This is a genomic window from Winogradskyella marincola (assembly GCF_029624125.1).
Taxonomy (GTDB): domain Bacteria; phylum Bacteroidota; class Bacteroidia; order Flavobacteriales; family Flavobacteriaceae; genus Winogradskyella; species Winogradskyella marincola.
Map to the genome: position 1 here is coordinate 263573 of NZ_JARSBN010000001.1, position 18464 is coordinate 282036.

Here is an 18464-nt window from a genome sequence, read left to right on the forward strand (position 1 = left end):
TTGTAAATATATAAACTTATGTTATTTCCTCTTAGCTAAATAAAACATATTAACTCCTAAAATAGCAGCATTGGCTATAATTATAGGCAAACCTACACGTAGAGTAGGCATTAAAAAACCATATATAACAAACAAAATACAACCAGCCATATTTACCATACGTAGCTTTTTTACATCTTTCATGGTAAAAGACAGTAATACCATAAATGATGCAAGGTAGCCAACATATTCTGTTCCAGAAATTCCTAATAACTCCATAACTGTATGCAAAAAAAAGAGAAATACATGATGCATTTCTCTTTATTGTTTTAATCCGTAGATTAAATATTCTTATTTCTTTTTCGATCTACTTCTTTTAGTAAAATCTTACGAATTCTAAGGTGGTTTGGTGTTACCTCTACATATTCGTCTTTTTGAATATATTCTAAAGCTTCTTCTAACGAAAACTTAATTGCTGGTACAATCTTAGCTTTATCATCTGCTCCTGCAGATCGTACGTTACTTAACTTTTTGGTCTTAGTAACATTAACCGTCATATCATCTTGACGAGAGTTTTCTCCAATAACTTGTCCTTCGTAAATATCCTCACCTGGATCGATAAAGAATTTTCCTCTTTCTTGTAACTTGTCAATAGAATACGGAATTGCAGTACCATTTTCCATAGATACTAAAGAACCGTTTTGACGCTCTGGAATACCACCTTTTAATGGTTGATATTCTTTAAAACGGTGTGCCATAATAGCCTCACCAGCCGTTGCTGTTAGCAATTGATTACGTAAACCTATAATACCACGAGAAGGTACTATAAACTCACACACCATACGCTCACCTTTAGCTTCCATGCTTAGCATTTCACCTTTACGCATTGTTACCATTTCAATGGCTTTACCAGATACGTTTTCTGGCAAATCAATTGTCATTTCTTCAAAAGGCTCGCATTTTACTCCATCAATTTCTTTAATGATTACTTGTGGCTGACCAATTTGTAGCTCGTAACCTTCACGACGCATCGTTTCTATTAAAACAGATAAGTGTAATACACCACGGCCAAATACCATAAATTTATCTGCACTATTAGTTTCTTCTACTCTAAGCGCTAAGTTTTTCTCAAGCTCTTTGGTCAAACGATCTTTAATATGACGCGATGTTACAAACTTACCGTCTTTACCAAAGAAAGGAGAATCGTTAATGGTAAATAACATACTCATTGTTGGCTCATCGATAGCGATTGTTTTTAATCCTTCAGGGTTTTCAAAATCGGCTACAGTATCACCAATTTCAAAACCATCTAAACCAACAATTGCACAAATATCACCCGTTTGTACTTCTTCTACCTTAATACGTCCAAGACCTTCAAAAACATGTAATTCCTTAATTCTACTTTTAACCATAGAACCGTCACGTTTTACTAAAGTAATTTGTTGGTTAACCTTTAGCTCACCACGTGTTAAACGCCCAATTGCAATACGACCAGTAAAGCTTGAGAAGTCTAAAGACGTAATTAACATTTGCGTAGTACCTTCTTCAATTTTTGGCTCAGGAATATGCTCAATCACCATATCTAATAAAGGCTCAATATTTTCTGATGGCTTTTGCCAGTCTTCGCTCATCCAGTTGTTCTTAGCAGAACCATATACTGTAGGGAAATCTAACTGCCACTCTTCTGCACCAAGTTCAAACATAAGATCAAACACTTTTTCGTGTACTTCTTCTGGTGTACAGTTTTCTTTATCTACTTTGTTTACAACAACACATGGTTTTAATCCTAGATCAATAGCTTTTTGTAATACAAAGCGCGTTTGAGGCATTGGGCCTTCAAAAGCATCTACTAATAATAATACACCATCAGCCATATTTAATACACGCTCTACTTCACCTCCAAAATCGGCGTGACCAGGTGTATCAATAATATTGATTTTAGTGTCCTTGTATACCACAGAAACGTTTTTAGATGTAATTGTAATACCTCTTTCACGTTCTAAATCGTTGTTATCTAGAATTAAATCTCCAGTATTTTCGTTTTCACGAAACAACTGACAATGGTACATAATCTTATCAACCAAGGTCGTTTTTCCGTGGTCTACGTGCGCAATAATTGCAATGTTTTTAATCTTAGTCATAACTGATGCTGATTTTAAGCGCGCAAAGGTACATCATATTCTTATCAATTCGTTAATAATATGTTATATTTTAAATATGAAACAATTTGAATTTGTATCTTGTCGTTCTAAAATTGATTAATAGTAAAAGCCTCCCTTCAATCCGCTAATTCGGCTATTTACGTCTGAACCCTAAAATTTAAAAACAGATGAATGCAATTAGCAAGTACACCAAATTTATTCCTTACCTCTATTTTATTAGTATTGTTGCCTATTGGTTTACCATTATTAATAAGAGCGAAGGTATTTCTGCATATCCAATATTATTATTTGGCATTCCATTTTTATGGCAATTAATAAAACCAAACAGAGAATTAAACTTTTCGTTAGGTATTATTTTTGTTTGCCTATCCTCCTACTTAGTTGTGGCTTATATATTTAACTTATTAGATATTATGAATTGGTCTGAGTCTTCTAAGCGTTTGTTATTTTATGGTGGTGGACTTGTTGCAGGAAATTTTATAATGTCGCTTTGGATTATACGAAATAGTATAAAAAAGGTGTTTTAAAATGTTATCTTTGTGCCTTAACAATTAAGTCTTAAGCTTTGATAACAGTTCCTAAATTAAAACACACAGATTCTAACAATTTCTTTTTGCTTTGTGGCCCTTGCGCTATTGAAGGAGAAGACATGGCACTACGTATTGCAGAAAAAGTAGTTTCTATTACAGATAAGCTACAAATTCCTTACGTTTTTAAAGGTAGTTTTAAAAAAGCCAACCGAAGCAGAATTGATAGTTTTACAGGAATTGGAGATGAAAAGGCTCTAAAAATTCTTAAGAAAGTTTCTGAAACTTTTGACATACCAACAGTAACGGATATACACGAAGTATCTGATGCAGATAAAGCTGCTGAGTATGTTGATGTATTGCAAATACCTGCTTTTTTAGTAAGACAAACGGATTTAGTAGTCGCAGCTGCAAAAACTGGTAAAGTTGTTAATTTGAAAAAAGGACAGTTTATGAGTCCAGAATCCATGAAACATGCTGTACAAAAAGTGAAGGACTCTGGTAGTGACAAAGCTTGGATTACAGATAGAGGTACTATGTTTGGTTACCAAGACATGATTGTAGATTTTAGAGGCATACCAACTATGCGCCAATATGCACCTACTGTATTAGATGTTACGCATTCTTTACAGCAACCTAACCAAACTATTGGTGTCACTGGCGGACGACCAGATATGATTGAAACTATCGCCAGAGCTGGTGTAGTTAATAATGTAGATGGTTTGTTTATTGAAACGCATTTTGATCCTGCTAACGCTAAAAGTGATGGTGCTAACATGCTACATTTAGATCAGTTAGAAGGTATGCTAGAACGCCTGGTTAAGATTAGAAAAACAATACAGTCTTTTTAAAAAATTCTCAAGATATTTTCTTTAGAAAATCCTGATCAAAAAGATGCCACGTACTATTTAACTTAGAATAATACGGTTCTGGTGTTTTTTGTGATACAAGAATTTTTTCTTCTTGCACAAAATAATCAAAAACAAAACATTCGTAATATTCGCAACAATCAAAACTAGGATTTTGCATCAAGAACCTGGTCATCCTTTTCCTAAAATCATATTCTATTTCTAGTTTATGAGAAAAGTCTGAATTAGATACCTGAGCATCGGAGTGCCAAATAACTTTCATTACTCATTAAGGGATTAGTAGAGTTAATGCAATTTAGCTATTAATTTTAAATTAACAAAAAATTAACAATTAGTTTACATTGAAAAAATCAATGCTTACCCTTTTTCTTTTTACCCAAAATAAGTTTAAACGGGTTAGTATTAATCTCTAATTGCTTTTGCAACACGTAGACAACAACCTCATCATTTATATCTTCAACAGACTTAAATCTAAGAGATCTAATAGATTTTCTGTTAGCATCTACAAAATGTTGGTTATGCTTTTCTAATTTTTCGAAATGCCAAAAGGCCAGATCTACATAATCTTTAGATTTATTTAGAAAACATATAGGAATACCTTCATTATAATAAAATGGTATTCGCCATTTGTATAACAATTCTGCATTTGGTAACACTGCCTCTATTATGGACTGAAGCTGCAACAAAATAGTTTTGTAGGGTTCTTCTTGTTTTAAAATATAGGCTTCAGCTGGATTCAAAATTGGAATAATTTTTGACTAATTTAGTAATATGAGAACACTATTACTATTCTTTCTACTATTTACCTTTCAGTTTAGCTTTTCTTCAGGTTATAAAAAGGTGGATTCTATTGTAAAAAATTATCCAAAAAAATTTAAATCTATTGACAGTTTTGCTGAAAGAATTGAGTCTGACTTTTCAACTGATATAGAAAAAACACGTGCTGCTTATTTTTGGATTGCAAACAATATTAGCTACGATTATTACAGCTTAAATAATAACATAAACCACTATAAAGATTTAGATTATAAATTAGGTATAGACTATGACAAACAGTTAGAAGACTTTCAGTATAAATATGCAACAAAGTGTCTGAACGATAAAAAAGCCGTTTGTGAAGGATATTCTTTATTATTAAAATTCACATTAACCAATCTAAATGTAGAATGTAATGTTATTTCTGGCCATGGAAAAACAACTATGAAAGATATAGGAAAAGTCGTTTTTGATTCAAATCATGCTTGGAACGCTGTTAATATAGATGGAAAATGGCACTTAATTGATGCTACATGGTCTACCGGAAATAAAGAAAGTAAACCAGGTGAGTTTAAATTTTCTGATGAATATTTTTTTGCCAAACCAGAACATTTCATTTTAAATCATTACCCAAAGGAAATAAAATGGCAATTACTTGAAAAAACCGTAACAAAGAATGTTTTTTTTAGAGCACCATTATTTTATAAAAGCTATTTCAATTCAAAGTTAAAGCTTACCAAAATGAACGGAACTCTAATATCAAAAGATAAAATAAGAATCACTTTTGACAACATAGATGAAACAGGAGTATATACATATTGGTTTAAAAAATTCTCCAACTATTCAAAACCAATTAGCTTTCAGAAAATAAATGGAAAATATCATCTTGTAATGCCTTTTATTAAAGGATTTAAAGATGAACTCATAATATTTAAAAATGGGAAAGCTTGTTTAGCTTTTAAGATAATCTAAAACACCTGCATAATACCAATAACTATTAGACCTATACCAATTATAGCTTTAAAGGGCATTAATTTAGCCGATAGTTTTCTAAGACTTGCCTCTAAAGATGGCACTTTGCCAAAAGCATGTGTAAGTAATAATATACCTCCTAATATACTTGCTATATTAAATAAAAGACCATCCCAAAACTCAAGGATAGCTAATATTATTAAACCAAGTCCTATTGCGGTCTGAAACGGAGCTAAAAAACCTGCAATTTTATTAAAAAAGTTGCTCTCACCATCCCACTTATCTAGTGTTGCAAGACCTAATAATATACCACCTGAGATATTTGCAATAGCTAAAAGTAATTCGATTAAATCCATAATTATAGTTATAAGTTAATTCTTAGAACATAAATTTAGTTAATATCTTCTAGAGTTGTTTTGTAAAAAGAAATTATTTTATTTACTTTGTATTTCAAAGTACTTTAAACTATGAGCAACGAAGACTATCTAAAAGACATTAGCGAGATTAAACATTTAATGAACAAATCTTCGCGTTTTATTTCATTAAGTGGATTATCTGGCATCTTAGCAGGCATATATGCTTTAATTGGTGCAAGTGTAGCATTCTGGCTTGTAAACACCTATAGCTATGGTAAATTATTTATATTTCATGGTTGGGTATTTTGGACCTGCATGGCTGTACTAATGATGGTTGCTGTACTAAGCGCTTTAACAGGTATAATTCTTACTATAAGAAAAGCTAAAAAGAATGACGAAAAAATATGGGATAGTTCCTCTCAGCGTCTATTGCTCAATTTTCTCATTCCTTTATTTGTTGGTGGCCTATATTGCTTCATTATTTTAGACCAAGGGCGTTATGGACAAACAGGTGGTTTAATGCTTATCTTTTATGGTTTGGCCTTAGTAAGTGCTTCAAAATACAGTTTGGGAGATATTAGATATTTAGGGTATATTCAAATTTTTCTTGGGTTAATAGCAAGTTATTATCCTGGTTATGGCTTTTGGCTTTGGGTTATAGGTTTTGGTATTATGCACATTATTTATGGCACATGGATGCATTTTAAGTACGATAGTTAAGAAAGTTGCAAAGACAAAAAACTACATGTAATTCTGAATACTGAAAATTGAGTATAATTAACAACATAAATAAACTTTTTGATCATAGAATACGACTTGGTATCATGTCTGTTCTTATGGTGAACGAGTATGCAGATTTTAAAGCATTAAAAGAGCTGCTTGGAGCTACAGATGGCAATCTGGCAAGCCACACCAAGGCTCTGGAAAATGCAGAATATATTTTGGTTGAAAAACAATTTATTGGTCGCAAACCAAACACCAGATATAGTGCTACAAAACTTGGAAAAGCAGAATTTAAAAAACACATTGAAGCACTAGAAAAATTGATTAGTAAGACTTAAGCAGTAATGGAGTATTTTGTAGATAAAGATTCGATTGTTAGAGAAATTTGGGGCAAAAGCGATACCATTTTAATGGTTTTTGCTGGTGCATCTGCCGAATTTGCGCTTAACAAAACTGTAGATTGGCTCTATTATACAGGCAAACTACCAAAAGATCCATTAGGCAGATTGTTTTCTACAGTTAACTATGCCAAAGCCATAGTATTTTCTAAAAATGAAACTGCTCTAAAAGCTATTGACACCATTAATAATATTCATGGTTCAGTAGAAAATAGTCGAGGTAAAAAAATACCAGAATGGGCATACAAAGATGTACTCTTTATGCTTATAGATTACTCTATTCGTTCTTATGAGTTGTTACAAAGACCTCTAACAAACCATGAGAAACAGGAAGTTTTGAATGTGTTTAATCGAGTTGGCAGCAGAATGAAAATAAACGACCTTCCACTAACCTACTCAGACTTTCAGATGGCTAGAAAAGTACATTTAAACCAAAATTTAGATAACAGCACTTTAACCAAAGACCTTTACAAACAATACAAAAAACATCTAGGCTTTATTAGATATCATTTGCTATTAGAATCTCAAATTTTGCTACTACCAGATTCTGCGATACAAATGCTTAACCTAAGAAAAACTTCACTCTTAGCACCAATGATTTCAGTTTATAAATTCTTTAGAAGCATAAAGCTAGATTGGATGATAAAAGAAGTGCTTTTGCCTTCTGCTTACAAACAAGACATAAAACAAATGAACATCACATAATTTTTTTAATCTTTTACTTTGAAAAACAAAGTACTTTATAATCTATAAAATGAAAAAAATAATATTATTTATCGCTGCTCTTATATTCAGTACGCTTTTCTACGGCAAAAGCATTGGCTTAAACCTTTCTTTATTTAGCATTTTAACACTTGTCATTCTTATCATTAACAATAAAGAAAATTTCAAAATTAAAAGGACTTTAATCTATTCAGCCATGTATTTAGCTACAGGAATTGCTGTCTTTTTTCATGACTCAACACTTGCGATAATTGCCAATATTGTGTCCTTTTTTACGCTCATTGGACTATTATCAGAACACAAAGCCTCTATTTATGTTAATTGGCTTAATGGTTTATACACAACCATTGCAGGATTCTTTCATAGAAATTATACTGTTAATGAGGCTACGCAAACTGTAGAATCAAAAAAAGAAATTGATTACCTCCACATAGTAAAAATTGTTATTATTCCTGCTGCAATTGTCATCGTATTTATTGGGCTATATCAAAACGGAAATCCAATTTTTAATGAGCTTATTGAAAAAATTGATTTTAGTTTTATCAATATTCAATGGTTACTATTTGCAGGTCTTGGTTACTATTTATTTGCAAATATTCATAAACCAATTGAAGTAGAGCCAGCCACATCACAGGACTTAAAAACTGGTAACCTTTTATTCAAAACAAAAGATTTTTCTATTCCAGTATTAAAACAAGAAAACCAGCTAGGAATTATACTAATTGCCCTACTCAACGTGCTCATTGTTATTTTTTTAATAACCGATATCACTTTTATTATAACAAACGAAGAAGTTCGTGGTTCGGTTTTCTCTAATCAGGTGCATAGTGGTATTAACGCTTTAATTGCATCTATTGTTATAGCAATAATTATTCTCCTTTATGTCTTTAGAGGTAATCTTAATTTTTACAAAGAGAATAAAACCGTAAAATATTTAGCATTTACATGGATTATTCTTAATGCAATATTAGTGCTAAGTATTGCTGTAAAAAACAGTCAATATATCTATTATTTTGGATTAACCTACAAACGTATTGGTGTTTTAGTCTACCTTATTCTAACCTTGACAGGACTTATTACTACACTTATAAAAATCGATAAAACAAAAAACATTTGGTATTTGTTTCGATCAAACACTAAGGCTGCATTTGTTGTATTGGTTATCGCAGCAATGGTTAATTGGGATTACCATATTACCAACTATAATTTTAATTACGCCAAATCTATGGATATTAATTATCTGATTGACTTATCTGATAACAATACTTTTTTACTGAAAAAAAATTCAGAATCAAAAACACTAAACACTGATATACAAAAAAGAATTCAAATAAAATATGAAAACTATTGTATTGAACTTTATACAAATAGTTGGCAAGAATTACAGTACAATAATTTTAAACTAAAACTTAAGTAGTATGATAGTATTAGTGATTCTTGGTATATCATTTATTTTGTTGGCAACTTATACCATTATAAGAATCAGTATTGCTTGTGTGTTTTGGTCGTTCAATACATCAACTGAAACCAAATACATTTTTAAACTCTGTTTCCCTTATTACATCATTGCTCTAACAATGATTTGTATGGCGTTTATTATCACTTTTAACAATTCACTCATTGTTATTTACTACTTCTCTACTGTCTATTTTTTAGCATTATTTCTTTGGAGAAGAAAGATTAAACCTTCTAAAAACAAAAAACTTGCCGTTGAACCAAATCAAACCCATCTACCATGAACAACCTTTTTAAAACAGTAAAGCATCTTAGAAAGCAACTCATCATTTGGTTGTTTGAACATTCTCAACGCATATATACAAGAATATTTAAACATCACGAATCATGGAATATCTCAAAACTCGATTTGCTGAAAATGCCTAAACCATCTTTTGGAAGACATTTGGGTGAGTTTTTAGATAAAAATAATTTTGAATTAATCCCTAAAGTAGAACGTCACGATTGTTATCATGTATTGTGCGGCTACAGTACCAATGTCGAAGACGAAATTGCGTTGCAATGTTTATGTTATGGAAACGGGAAGCGCAGTCTTTATCTATATGGAGCTATCATACTTGGTATTGCCATTCTACCAGACTACTACGCATACTATTACAAGTCTTATAAAACAGGTAAAGAAGCAAATCCTTTTCATCATTTCGAGTATAAGAAGTTACTACATATTTCTATTGAAGATTTCAGGAAAACTATTTTTTCTAAATCCCAACGTTTTCAACTTAAAATTAATTAATCATGAAATTATTTAAAATAACACTTCTCATCATTACCATCATTAGTTTTGGTGTTTTTACTACTTATCACTGGATAAGTTTTAAAACAAGGCATCAAGTTTATGATAGTGTAAACGACGTTCCTAAGAACAAAGTTGGTTTGTTATTAGGTACAGGAAAATATGCTACAAGCGGAAATATTAATCTATTCTACAAATACCGTATTGATGCTGCTGTAAAGCTTTACAAAGCAGGAAAAATAGATTACATTTTGGTAAGTGGCGATAATAGCAGAAAGGATTACGACGAACCTACAGATTTTAAAAAAGATCTCATTTCTAAGGGTGTTCCTAGTGATCGAATTATTTTGGACTACGCAGGTTTTAGAACCTTAGATTCTGTTGTAAGAGCCAAAGAAATTTTTAGTCAAACCAATTTCACTGTTATTTCACAGAAATTCCATAATGAACGTGCTATATATATTGCTAAAGAGTTTGGTATTAATGCTGTAGGTTTTAATGCTAAAGATCCTTACAATACGCATTTTAGAGAATTTTTGGCAAGATCTAAAACCAGTCTCGATTTAGTTTTTAATGTACAACCTAAATATTTAGGAGAAAAAATTACAATTCAATAACCTATGAAACTTCAATTCAACAAATACTACCTAGCTATAGCTCATTTTCTGTTACTAATTGAGCTAGCCATAGCCTTTATTATAAAAACCGGATTTATTCGCTACACCTTTGGCGACTATCTCGTGGTTATTTTACTGTATGCAATATTTAGAGGATGCACCAATATGAGTGTGAGGGCCTCTGCTTTGGTCGTCCTCTTTATTGCTTATGGTATAGAGTTGCTTCAACTCACTCCATTCTTAGCCTACTTTAATTTAGAAAACAGTACAGCTGCAAATCTCATATTTGGAAGCACATTTCAGTTCGGAGACTTAGTAGCTTACATCTTAGGAATCTTTACCGTTTTAATCATAGAATACTACAATGGAAACTATAAAAACACTCATACAATCAAAGTTTAAAACGCTATCGCTAGTCATAGTTGCACTAACCTTTAGCATTATCGCTTTAATGGTAAGAATAAAACTGAATAAATCATTCTTTTACCTTTTCCTGGTTTGGAATGTCTTCTTAGCCATTATACCATATACCATTACCATGTACCTCAACACCAAACAAAACCTAAACAAACTGAAATTCGGGTTTTTGTTTTTAGTTTGGTTAGCGTTTTTACCAAACGCTCCGTACATCGTTACAGACTTAATTCATATTAGAATTGGCAATGACACTTGGCTTTGGTTAGATGTTTTGGTCGTACTGTCATTTGCTTTAAGTGGGTTACTTATCTTCTATTTATCGTTACTAGATATGCAAAAGTTGACAGCCTTATATTTCAAAAAGATTCCTATTGAAACCTCAACAACATTCATCATCTTTTTGTGTGGTTTTGGTGTTTACTTAGGTCGATTTCTCAGATACAATTCTTGGGAAATCATCAGCAATCCACAAGTGCTAATTTCCGATGTTTTTGAAATTATGGTTTCACCATTTCAAAATTCTGAAGCTTGGTTATTTACTTTAGGATTTAGTGGGTTTTTGATTGTTGGATATTGGATGGTAAAGCACCTTATGCTTTCCCATCCACATAATCCTGAAGATATTTAAAACGCTCTGTCAACTTACCGTCAGCAGTTGTGATTTTTGCACGTTTTAAAATGCCTCTTTCATCATTATTGAAAAAAGCCGGTATAACGTGTTCTACAAATGTTTCACCAAAGCCTTCGCTGGCATCTTTTGGTAATTCGCATGGTAAGTTATCTACAGCCATAACAGTAATGGCTTCTTTGTCATCAAAAGCAACCTCTTGCTCTGTTTGTGGATTGTAACCATAAAATGGATCTGTTATAGTTGACGGACGAATGGTTGAAGCCACAGGACCATCAATATCACAAGATACATCTGCTACTAAATTGATTCTGAAATCTGGATGCTTAGCATCTTCTCTTGTAAACAAATAAGGTGCATTATTACCATAGAAATGACCTGCTATAAAGTAATCCGTTTGCTTTGCGTAAGGCATAAAATTACTTTCGTAACCTGTTGGGTCTTTATAGAATTTGTGCTTATCACCTACTTTACCATCCTTACGTTTGGCGTATTCCATTACGTCTGCCATGACGTAAACTGGTTCTGTAAACTCAGACGTTAAGTACAAAGCATCGCTAACTTGTTTTATACCCAAGTGATCTAAAATTTCTTTGGCACCATAAGCTACTTTTCCTGTTCCGGTAAGTAAAATTTTTATATTAGGAATTGTGATTTTATCTAATTCTGCTTTTACTTCTTCCAAATCAGCAAGGGTTTCAACTTTAGGCAAATTGAACAAACCATCTCTAAGTCCTAACGCTCTAAAACCATTGTATGCGCCAACCAAACCTGCATAACGTCCAAAACCAATTAAACGAGCACCACTCTGTTTTACTATGGTTTCGTGGTCGTACATTTCTATGTTTCTCTCTAGCATTGCCTTTAGCAACTTACGGTTGTACGGCTGCTTTTTAATGGTATGCGAAAAATAGAAATACTTTTTATTCGGAATTAAATTTTCAACAGGAACTTCCTTTACACCAATCATAACATCTGCATCAGACACATCATTTGTAACTGTAAATCCTAATTTAGCATAAGCCTCATCTGAGAACACACGTATATCTGAAGACTCAACAACAAACTCTGCTTCTGGAAACTTTTCTCTGGCTTCTGCTAAGGTTTCTGGTGAGAATACAACTCGTCTGTCTGGTGGATTTTTACGTTCTTTTATTATGGCGAATTTCATTATGAAGTTTTATATTTTTGAATAAATTAATTTGAATAAACCATGAAGAAAAATCTTGTTCTCATTATTTATTTCATAATGTCATGTATCCTTTTGATAATATTTTTCATTTTACTATTTGAATTAATCCTATCCAAAAAATACAATTCAATTGACAATTGGATAAAAACGATTGGAATGTTAATAGTTTCTGCCTGGTTCATAAAAAGCACCTTGCAAATAAAAAACAACAAAAAATGACATTATTACTAGATTTCTCTATGGAATAATTTTTGCACTAAAATAAATGGATTTGTATGGTTGCACAACTTTTTTTGTAACTTCGCGCTCCTTTACCTTTAAAATTTTTGGGGTCGACTGGTTTTGACAGCGAGATTAATTAAATGGTAAGCACGTCGTGTAATGGTTTTGAAACACGTAAAAGGCTAGACCAAATTTTAAACGGCGAGAATAACTACGCTTTAGCTGCTTAATCTGAATTATAGTAAGATTTCAAGCTACATTCCTACAAGGTAGGAAGGCTAAATGTCTCCAGAAAGCCTTGGTTAGTGGCGTTCTTTTTAGAGGCATCGTAAAAATTGACCAAGATTGGGTAGTGCTTTGATGCCCTTTTGAGATTAAAAAGCTAAGTGTAAAGTAGGCTGTCTTTAGCCAGCTTTGCATCGAAAAAATAAGAAAAGACTAAACGTGTAGAAAGCCCTTTGGTTACTTGTTTGGACGAGAGTTCGATTCTCTCCGACTCCACGACACTCACAACTGCTTTGTGAGTTGAAACAGAAAAATCCATCAAATTTATTTGAATGGATTTTTTTTGTTTTAAGGCACTTGACTTATAAAGACAAGCAGTTGTATTTGCTACATTTAAGTCATTAGAGAACAACGAAGTTAATCTCTCCGATTCCACCTACGCTCTCTGAAGCTTTAAGGAAACGAAAAGTGAAGTAGGGCTTTTTATATTACTTTTATATTAATGAAAAAAGTTTTTCTAATAACATTACTGTTTACCTTTCTTGGTTGTTATAATAACGAAAGTTTAAAAATTAATGAATTAAACTTTTCGGATTTAAATCAAAATGGTATACTAAAAAATAATATTAAAAAGACTTTTCTGATATCTGGATTTGATTCAGGTCTTTATAAAAAGAATGATACAATTGGGGTAATAGATTATAACAGAATTGGTAAAAGAGAGAAAGTATGGCGAAAGTCTTTTATGTATAGCATCAACGAAGAATACAAATATGACTCATCGAATCTAGAAATTCAAAAAATATATTTTACAGATTTTAAAGCTATGTTTAGTTTTCGTTATGAATTCAATAAAGACAGTTTAGTCTTATACAAGTATTACATTAAACCAACTTTTGATATTCCTAAAGAAGATTTCACCATTCCCGCAGGTATTTTTAAGTTTAATGACAATGGGAACATTACTGAATCTTCTGAATATCAAAACAATGACTATGGAAAAGGAAAAAAATCACTCACAAAATATTACTACGATAGTTCAAACACCTTGATATCAAAAGAAATTCTTTATAAATCTAGCAATACAGATGACATCCTTTTAAATTCTAAAGAAATAACTAAATATCACTACTCTATTAAAAAACTAGATTCTGCTACCACAACAATTAGCTGGACAGATAGAGAAAAACAAAAGCAAAGTTATACAATTAGATATATCTATGACGATAATGAATTAATTTCTAAAAGCATTACAATGGATAGCTTAGTCACTTACTATAAGCATATTAAATACGATTAATATTTGATATAAAAACGGCTAAACATCTCAAGATATCTAGCCGCAATATTAGTTTTAATCAAATCTAAAAAGTAACTTACTCCCAAAAAGCCTCAATCTCTTCCAAAGACTTTCCTTTTGTTTCTGGAATAAATTTATAAGTTAAAAAGATAATAACTAAAATGAAAGCTATGAATATAAAATATGGCATTGAGCCATTCCAAGGTGCGCTATTGTTAGCTTCACTTTCCATAACCATTGGAAATGTTTGCGATACTAAATAATTTGCAGCCCATTGTGCTGCAACAGCTACTGACATTGCTACACTTCGTATTTTATTAGGGAACATTTCTGATAATATAACCCAAACCACTGGCCCCATTGATAGGGCAAATGAGCCAATAAAAATTAAAACACCGATTAAAGATATTAAACCAACGGCATCTTGTTGTAGCGAAACACCAAGTAATAAAAACCCTAATATCATACCAATAGAGCCAACATATAATAATGGTTTTCTACCATATTTATCAACGGTGTACATGGCTACAAACGTAAATATAAGATTTACAAACGCTAATAGTATTTGTTGTGCCAATACATCTTCTTTACCAAAACCTAAGGCTTTTTCAAAAATATCTGCTCCGTAATATAATACTGCGTTAATACCTGTAAATTGTTGTAACACTGATAAAGCAGTACCAATAACTATAATCGCTAAAATAGCTTTAGAGAAATAGTTTACTTTTACCTTTGGCTCATCTGATTTTAATGAAGATTTAATTTCTACTAATTCTTTTTGAGCTTCTCCTTCACCATGTACTTTACTTAATATATCTAATGCTTGGCTATCTTCACCTTTTATTGCTAGCCATCTTGGGCTTTTTGGAACAAAAAACAATAACACTAAAAACAGTAAACTAGGTACAAGTTCTGACCAAAACATTCGTCTCCACCCAAATTGTAAGTTCTGAGCTTCTGTTAAACTATTTCCTATAAAATAAGTTGCTAAAAACACCACGAAAAAACCGATGACTATGGCAAGTTGGTAATAAGTCACCATTTTACCTCTAATATTGCTTGGTGCTATTTCGGCAATATACATTGGTGCATTCATTGAAGCAATTCCGATACCTAAACCTCCAATAATTCTGAATACGACAAGCATCGTAACAGTTTCGGGAAGCATTTCTGGTAATCCTGAACCCCAAGCTGACACTGAGAACAAAATAGCCGAAATAATTAATGACCATTTTCTACCAAATTTAATACTCATTGGTCCTGCTACAATAGCACCTACAAAACACCCTAGTAAGGCACTACCAACAACCCAACCTTTAAGTGTAGCATCGAGTTCAAAATATTTACTCAAATAAAATTGAGCACCATTAATTACACCTGTATCGTAACCAAATAGCAAACCACCAAGGGCAGAAATTGCGGTAATTAGCAGTAAAAAAGTCTTTTTATTCATTGTTATATAATTAGTTAGTTAGTTTAGCTTCTATTAAAACAGGTAGGTGATCAGATGGATATTGCATATTCCAACTATCGCTTAACACTGCATATTTATAGACTTCAACGTCTTCTGAAACGAAAACATAATCGATTCTTCGCGTTACAGGTTGGTCAAAATGAAACCCATTAAATGTACCTTCAGGTCCAAAATCTAATTCTGTAACTTCCTTAGAATCTTTTAAAGTTTGCGTAATATAATCAATACTTTCGTGATTAGGCTCCATATTAAAATCACCTGTTAAAAACACTGGATGATTTTCAGTATTTAAGCCTTTTATTTTATCTAAAATTAAAACTGCACTTTTTGTTCTTGCTTCTTTTCCAACGTGGTCAAAATGTGTGTTGAATACCCAAAATTTCTTTTTGGTCTCTTTATGTTGAAACAACGCATACGTACACACACGATTACAAACTGCATCCCAACCCATACTTACTTTATCTGGTGTTTGTGACAACCAAAAGGTTGAAGATTTCACAACTTCTAAGTCATTTTTTTTATAAAATATTGCAGAATACTCACCTTCGTCTTTACCGTCATCACGTCCTACACCAACAAAGCTGTAACCTGTCAACAAACTATCTAAATCTTTCATCTGATTTGGCATAGCTTCTTGAACACCTAAAACATCAGGCTCATAAAACTTGATTTGATTCACCATGAATGGCTTACGGTTTATCCAACTGTTTTTACCTTCTTTAGGGTAATCTAATTTTATGTTGTAGCTCATTATTTTCAGGTCTTGAGATAAGACCGACAATGAGTTTAAAACAACTAAAAGTGTTATAAAATTTTTCATCTTTATTCTACATAAATAGTTTCAGTTTGTTCAGAAATTCCGTTTTCATTATATGCTTCAATAGTAAAATAATACGGTATATCTCTATCCAAACAACGCATGAAATGTGTGTTAGTATCGTAAACTTGCCAAGATTGGTAGAGTTTGTCTGGTGCAATTCCCCAACGGATGTTATACCCTTGTGCGCCTTCAACTTTATCCCAAGAGAATGAAATGTCTCTACGGTCTTTTTCACGATTAATTTTAAAATTTGACACTTTGCTTGGTGTTTCGCCTAAACCTAATCCAAAGACTCTAACTTCTGACATTGCAAAGTTGTTTCCTGGTACTTTGATGTTATTATATCTAACGTATTTTGCTTTTACAGGTTCGTCTAAAACTAGGTAAGCGTTTGGTGCGTCAATATCTGTTTTACTTCTATCTACAACCGTTTTCCAATTTTTTCCATCTTCTGAAGTTTCAATAGTAAATTGATGTTTTAATCCTTCAACACGTGTGTAAATTCCAGAGTCATGATCGTGATAATTTAACTGAATGGCGTGTATGGTTCCTTCATTTAACAATTCAATTGTAATCCATTGTTTATCGTCGTTAGCTTCGGCAACCCAAAAGGTTTTTGGGTTTTCGTCGGTTAATACTTTTGAATTTATTTGTCCTTCAGCATTCGTTTCTGTTGGGATTTCTTTGACTTCAACTTCGTCATCATTAGACGTAAATTTCATGATTTGTTGAAGTGAAGACGACACAGTTACATTGCCTTTATACGATAATAGCATCCAACCGTTATGTTGTCCGGCTTTTGTTGGATGATTAGCGCCATAACGCGGATAATCGCCGTACGATGTGTTGCTGTACATTAAACCATCCTCGTCAAAATAGGTAGGAAACATACATAAACGACGTTCCCATTGTGCGTTAGATGCCAACGCCATCGTTGCAAAATGCCAGTATTGACCGTTGGTTTGCTTTACTGTAATACCGTGACCTGCACCATTGGTAAATCCGCCAGGTTTAAAACTCATTGGATTGTTTTTCATATAGGTGAAAGGTCCAAGTGGTGAATCGCCAACATACACACCATCTGCATAGACATTAAATTGCGTACCTGGTGCAGCGTATTGTAAATAGTATTTTCCGTTGTGTTTAGTCATTGAAGCGCCTTCCATATAACCTTCTTTTAAAGTTGGATGAAAGTTGTTTTCGCCAAAACGTTCCCAACCGTGCTTTTCTTCATCTAAATTAATTAGCTCTTTTCTAACACCAATTTCTAGAAAACGGTCGTCTTTATTCAGCATTTTTACGCGAATTGGATGCACGTTAGAACTTCCCCAATATAGATACGACTTGCCATCATCGTCAATAAATAATTCTGAATCTTGTATGTTATTTGAAATAGATGCAGTTGGTGTCCATAACCCTTTTTTAGGATCGTCGGTATATAAAATACTTCCGTAACCAGCAGGATCGCCAGCAAAATAAACTAGTGAATCTTTATAATTGAAAGCTGTTGGTGCGTTGCTACCTTCAAAAAACCACTGTTGCGGTTTTATAAATGTCCAGTTGACTAAATCTTTGGAATGCCAATACCCAAAAGACCGTGTGACAAACATATAATATTCGCCTTTAAACTCAATTACAGCTGGATCTGCACCAGAACGGTAAGATTGATTTCTGGCAGAATTGTAAACCATATAAGTGTAATCAATATCAAGTGGATTGATGTAGGTTTGCGTGGTATCTATTGCTGTTGTTTCAGTTTGATTATCTTCTGAAACAATAGTATTTTCTTGTTTTTGTTTACAAGATACCATTGCTATAATTAGGAATGCGAGTTGTATGCTATGTTTAAGTTTCAT

Annotated in this window: 21 protein-coding genes and 1 other RNA gene; 14 read left to right on the plus strand and 8 right to left on the minus strand. The window is 32.5% G+C overall.

What is annotated here, in order from left to right:
• Window positions 1–21 precede the first annotated feature (21 nt).
• Together P7122_RS01275 and typA are read right to left on the minus strand one after the other, a co-directional pair.
• Complete coding sequence (locus P7122_RS01275) at window positions 22–258, minus strand: uroporphyrinogen decarboxylase (protein ID WP_278003967.1); 237 nt, start codon at window positions 256–258, stop codon at window positions 22–24.
• Between the two features lie 62 nt (window positions 259–320).
• Entirely contained in the window at window positions 321–2120 is a 1800-nt protein-coding gene (typA, locus tag P7122_RS01280) for a translational GTPase TypA (protein WP_278003968.1), read from the minus strand.
• A gap of 188 nt (window positions 2121–2308) precedes the next feature.
• Between typA and P7122_RS01285 the strand changes: the two genes are divergently transcribed.
• Complete coding sequence (locus tag P7122_RS01285; RefSeq protein WP_278003969.1) at window positions 2309–2668, plus strand: hypothetical protein; 360 nt, start codon at window positions 2309–2311, stop codon at window positions 2666–2668.
• 38 nt (window positions 2669–2706) lie between these two features.
• Window positions 2707–3519: a 3-deoxy-8-phosphooctulonate synthase gene (gene kdsA / locus P7122_RS01290; protein ID WP_278003970.1), complete on the plus strand. Its 813-nt coding sequence runs from the start codon at window positions 2707–2709 to the stop codon at window positions 3517–3519.
• 368 nt (window positions 3520–3887) lie between these two features.
• Here kdsA and P7122_RS01295 read toward each other — a convergent pair whose 3' ends face one another.
• Window positions 3888–4277, minus strand: coding sequence for a DUF1801 domain-containing protein (locus tag P7122_RS01295; RefSeq protein WP_278003971.1), 390 nt, complete (start codon window positions 4275–4277; stop codon window positions 3888–3890).
• A gap of 31 nt (window positions 4278–4308) precedes the next feature.
• On the opposite strand from P7122_RS01295, the gene P7122_RS01300 reads away from it, so the two are divergent.
• Window positions 4309–5265 (plus strand): transglutaminase domain-containing protein, encoded by a 957-nt coding sequence (locus tag P7122_RS01300; RefSeq protein WP_278003972.1) that lies wholly within the window; start codon window positions 4309–4311, stop codon window positions 5263–5265.
• Here P7122_RS01300 and P7122_RS01305 read toward each other — a convergent pair.
• On the minus strand, window positions 5262–5621 hold the full coding sequence (locus P7122_RS01305) for a hypothetical protein (RefSeq protein ID WP_278003973.1): 360 nt from the start codon (window positions 5619–5621) through the stop codon (window positions 5262–5264). The two genes, P7122_RS01300 and P7122_RS01305, sit on opposite strands and share 4 nt — an antisense overlap.
• Window positions 5622–5732: 111 nt before the next feature.
• Between P7122_RS01305 and P7122_RS01310 the strand changes: the two genes are divergently transcribed.
• The 9 genes from P7122_RS01310 to P7122_RS01350 are packed head-to-tail and all read left to right on the plus strand — an operon-like array spanning window position 5733 to window position 11375.
• Window positions 5733–6341: a hypothetical protein gene (locus P7122_RS01310; protein WP_278003974.1), complete on the plus strand. Its 609-nt coding sequence runs from the start codon at window positions 5733–5735 to the stop codon at window positions 6339–6341.
• 47 nt (window positions 6342–6388) lie between these two features.
• Complete coding sequence (locus P7122_RS01315; protein ID WP_278003975.1) at window positions 6389–6682, plus strand: winged helix-turn-helix domain-containing protein; 294 nt, start codon at window positions 6389–6391, stop codon at window positions 6680–6682.
• 6 nt (window positions 6683–6688) lie between these two features.
• Window positions 6689–7447 carry an oxygenase MpaB family protein gene (locus P7122_RS01320; protein WP_278003976.1) on the plus strand — a complete coding sequence of 253 codons (759 nt, stop codon included), beginning with the start codon at window positions 6689–6691 and terminating at the stop codon, window positions 7445–7447.
• Between the two features lie 49 nt (window positions 7448–7496).
• On the plus strand, window positions 7497–8882 hold the full coding sequence (locus P7122_RS01325; protein WP_278003977.1) for a DUF4153 domain-containing protein: 1386 nt from the start codon (window positions 7497–7499) through the stop codon (window positions 8880–8882).
• 1 nt (window position 8883) lies between these two features.
• Complete coding sequence (locus P7122_RS01330) at window positions 8884–9204, plus strand: hypothetical protein (protein ID WP_278003978.1); 321 nt, start codon at window positions 8884–8886, stop codon at window positions 9202–9204.
• Window positions 9201–9713 (plus strand): Coq4 family protein, encoded by a 513-nt coding sequence (locus P7122_RS01335; RefSeq protein WP_278003979.1) that lies wholly within the window; start codon window positions 9201–9203, stop codon window positions 9711–9713. The genes P7122_RS01330 and P7122_RS01335 overlap by 4 nt, the downstream gene beginning before the upstream one ends.
• A 2-nt stretch (window positions 9714–9715) precedes the next feature.
• Entirely contained in the window at window positions 9716–10330 is a 615-nt protein-coding gene (locus tag P7122_RS01340; protein WP_278003980.1) for a SanA/YdcF family protein, read from the plus strand.
• Window positions 10331–10333: 3 nt separating this feature from the next.
• On the plus strand, window positions 10334–10732 hold the full coding sequence (locus P7122_RS01345; protein ID WP_278003981.1) for a ribosomal maturation YjgA family protein: 399 nt from the start codon (window positions 10334–10336) through the stop codon (window positions 10730–10732).
• Entirely contained in the window at window positions 10695–11375 is a 681-nt protein-coding gene (locus P7122_RS01350; protein WP_278003982.1) for a DUF1361 domain-containing protein, read from the plus strand. Before P7122_RS01345 ends, P7122_RS01350 begins: the two co-directional genes overlap by 38 nt.
• On the opposite strand, the gene P7122_RS01355 is transcribed toward P7122_RS01350, so the two are convergent.
• Complete coding sequence (locus tag P7122_RS01355; RefSeq protein ID WP_278003983.1) at window positions 11338–12546, minus strand: NAD(P)-dependent oxidoreductase; 1209 nt, start codon at window positions 12544–12546, stop codon at window positions 11338–11340. The two genes, P7122_RS01350 and P7122_RS01355, sit on opposite strands and share 38 nt — an antisense overlap.
• A 349-nt stretch (window positions 12547–12895) precedes the next feature.
• Here P7122_RS01355 and ssrA point away from each other — a divergent pair.
• Window positions 12896–13293: a transfer-messenger RNA gene (gene ssrA / locus P7122_RS01360) on the plus strand.
• 223 nt (window positions 13294–13516) lie between these two features.
• Window positions 13517–14314: a hypothetical protein gene (locus tag P7122_RS01365; protein ID WP_278003984.1), complete on the plus strand. Its 798-nt coding sequence runs from the start codon at window positions 13517–13519 to the stop codon at window positions 14312–14314.
• 76 nt (window positions 14315–14390) lie between these two features.
• Here P7122_RS01365 and P7122_RS01370 read toward each other — a convergent pair whose 3' ends face one another.
• The 3 genes from P7122_RS01370 to P7122_RS01380 are packed head-to-tail and all read right to left on the minus strand — an operon-like array spanning window position 14391 to window position 18464.
• Complete coding sequence (locus P7122_RS01370) at window positions 14391–15767, minus strand: sugar porter family MFS transporter (protein ID WP_278003985.1); 1377 nt, start codon at window positions 15765–15767, stop codon at window positions 14391–14393.
• A 10-nt stretch (window positions 15768–15777) separates the two neighbouring features.
• Window positions 15778–16608, minus strand: coding sequence for an endonuclease/exonuclease/phosphatase family protein (locus P7122_RS01375; protein ID WP_278003986.1), 831 nt, complete (start codon window positions 16606–16608; stop codon window positions 15778–15780).
• 2 nt (window positions 16609–16610) lie between these two features.
• Complete coding sequence (locus P7122_RS01380; RefSeq protein ID WP_278003987.1) at window positions 16611–18464, minus strand: family 43 glycosylhydrolase; 1854 nt, start codon at window positions 18462–18464, stop codon at window positions 16611–16613.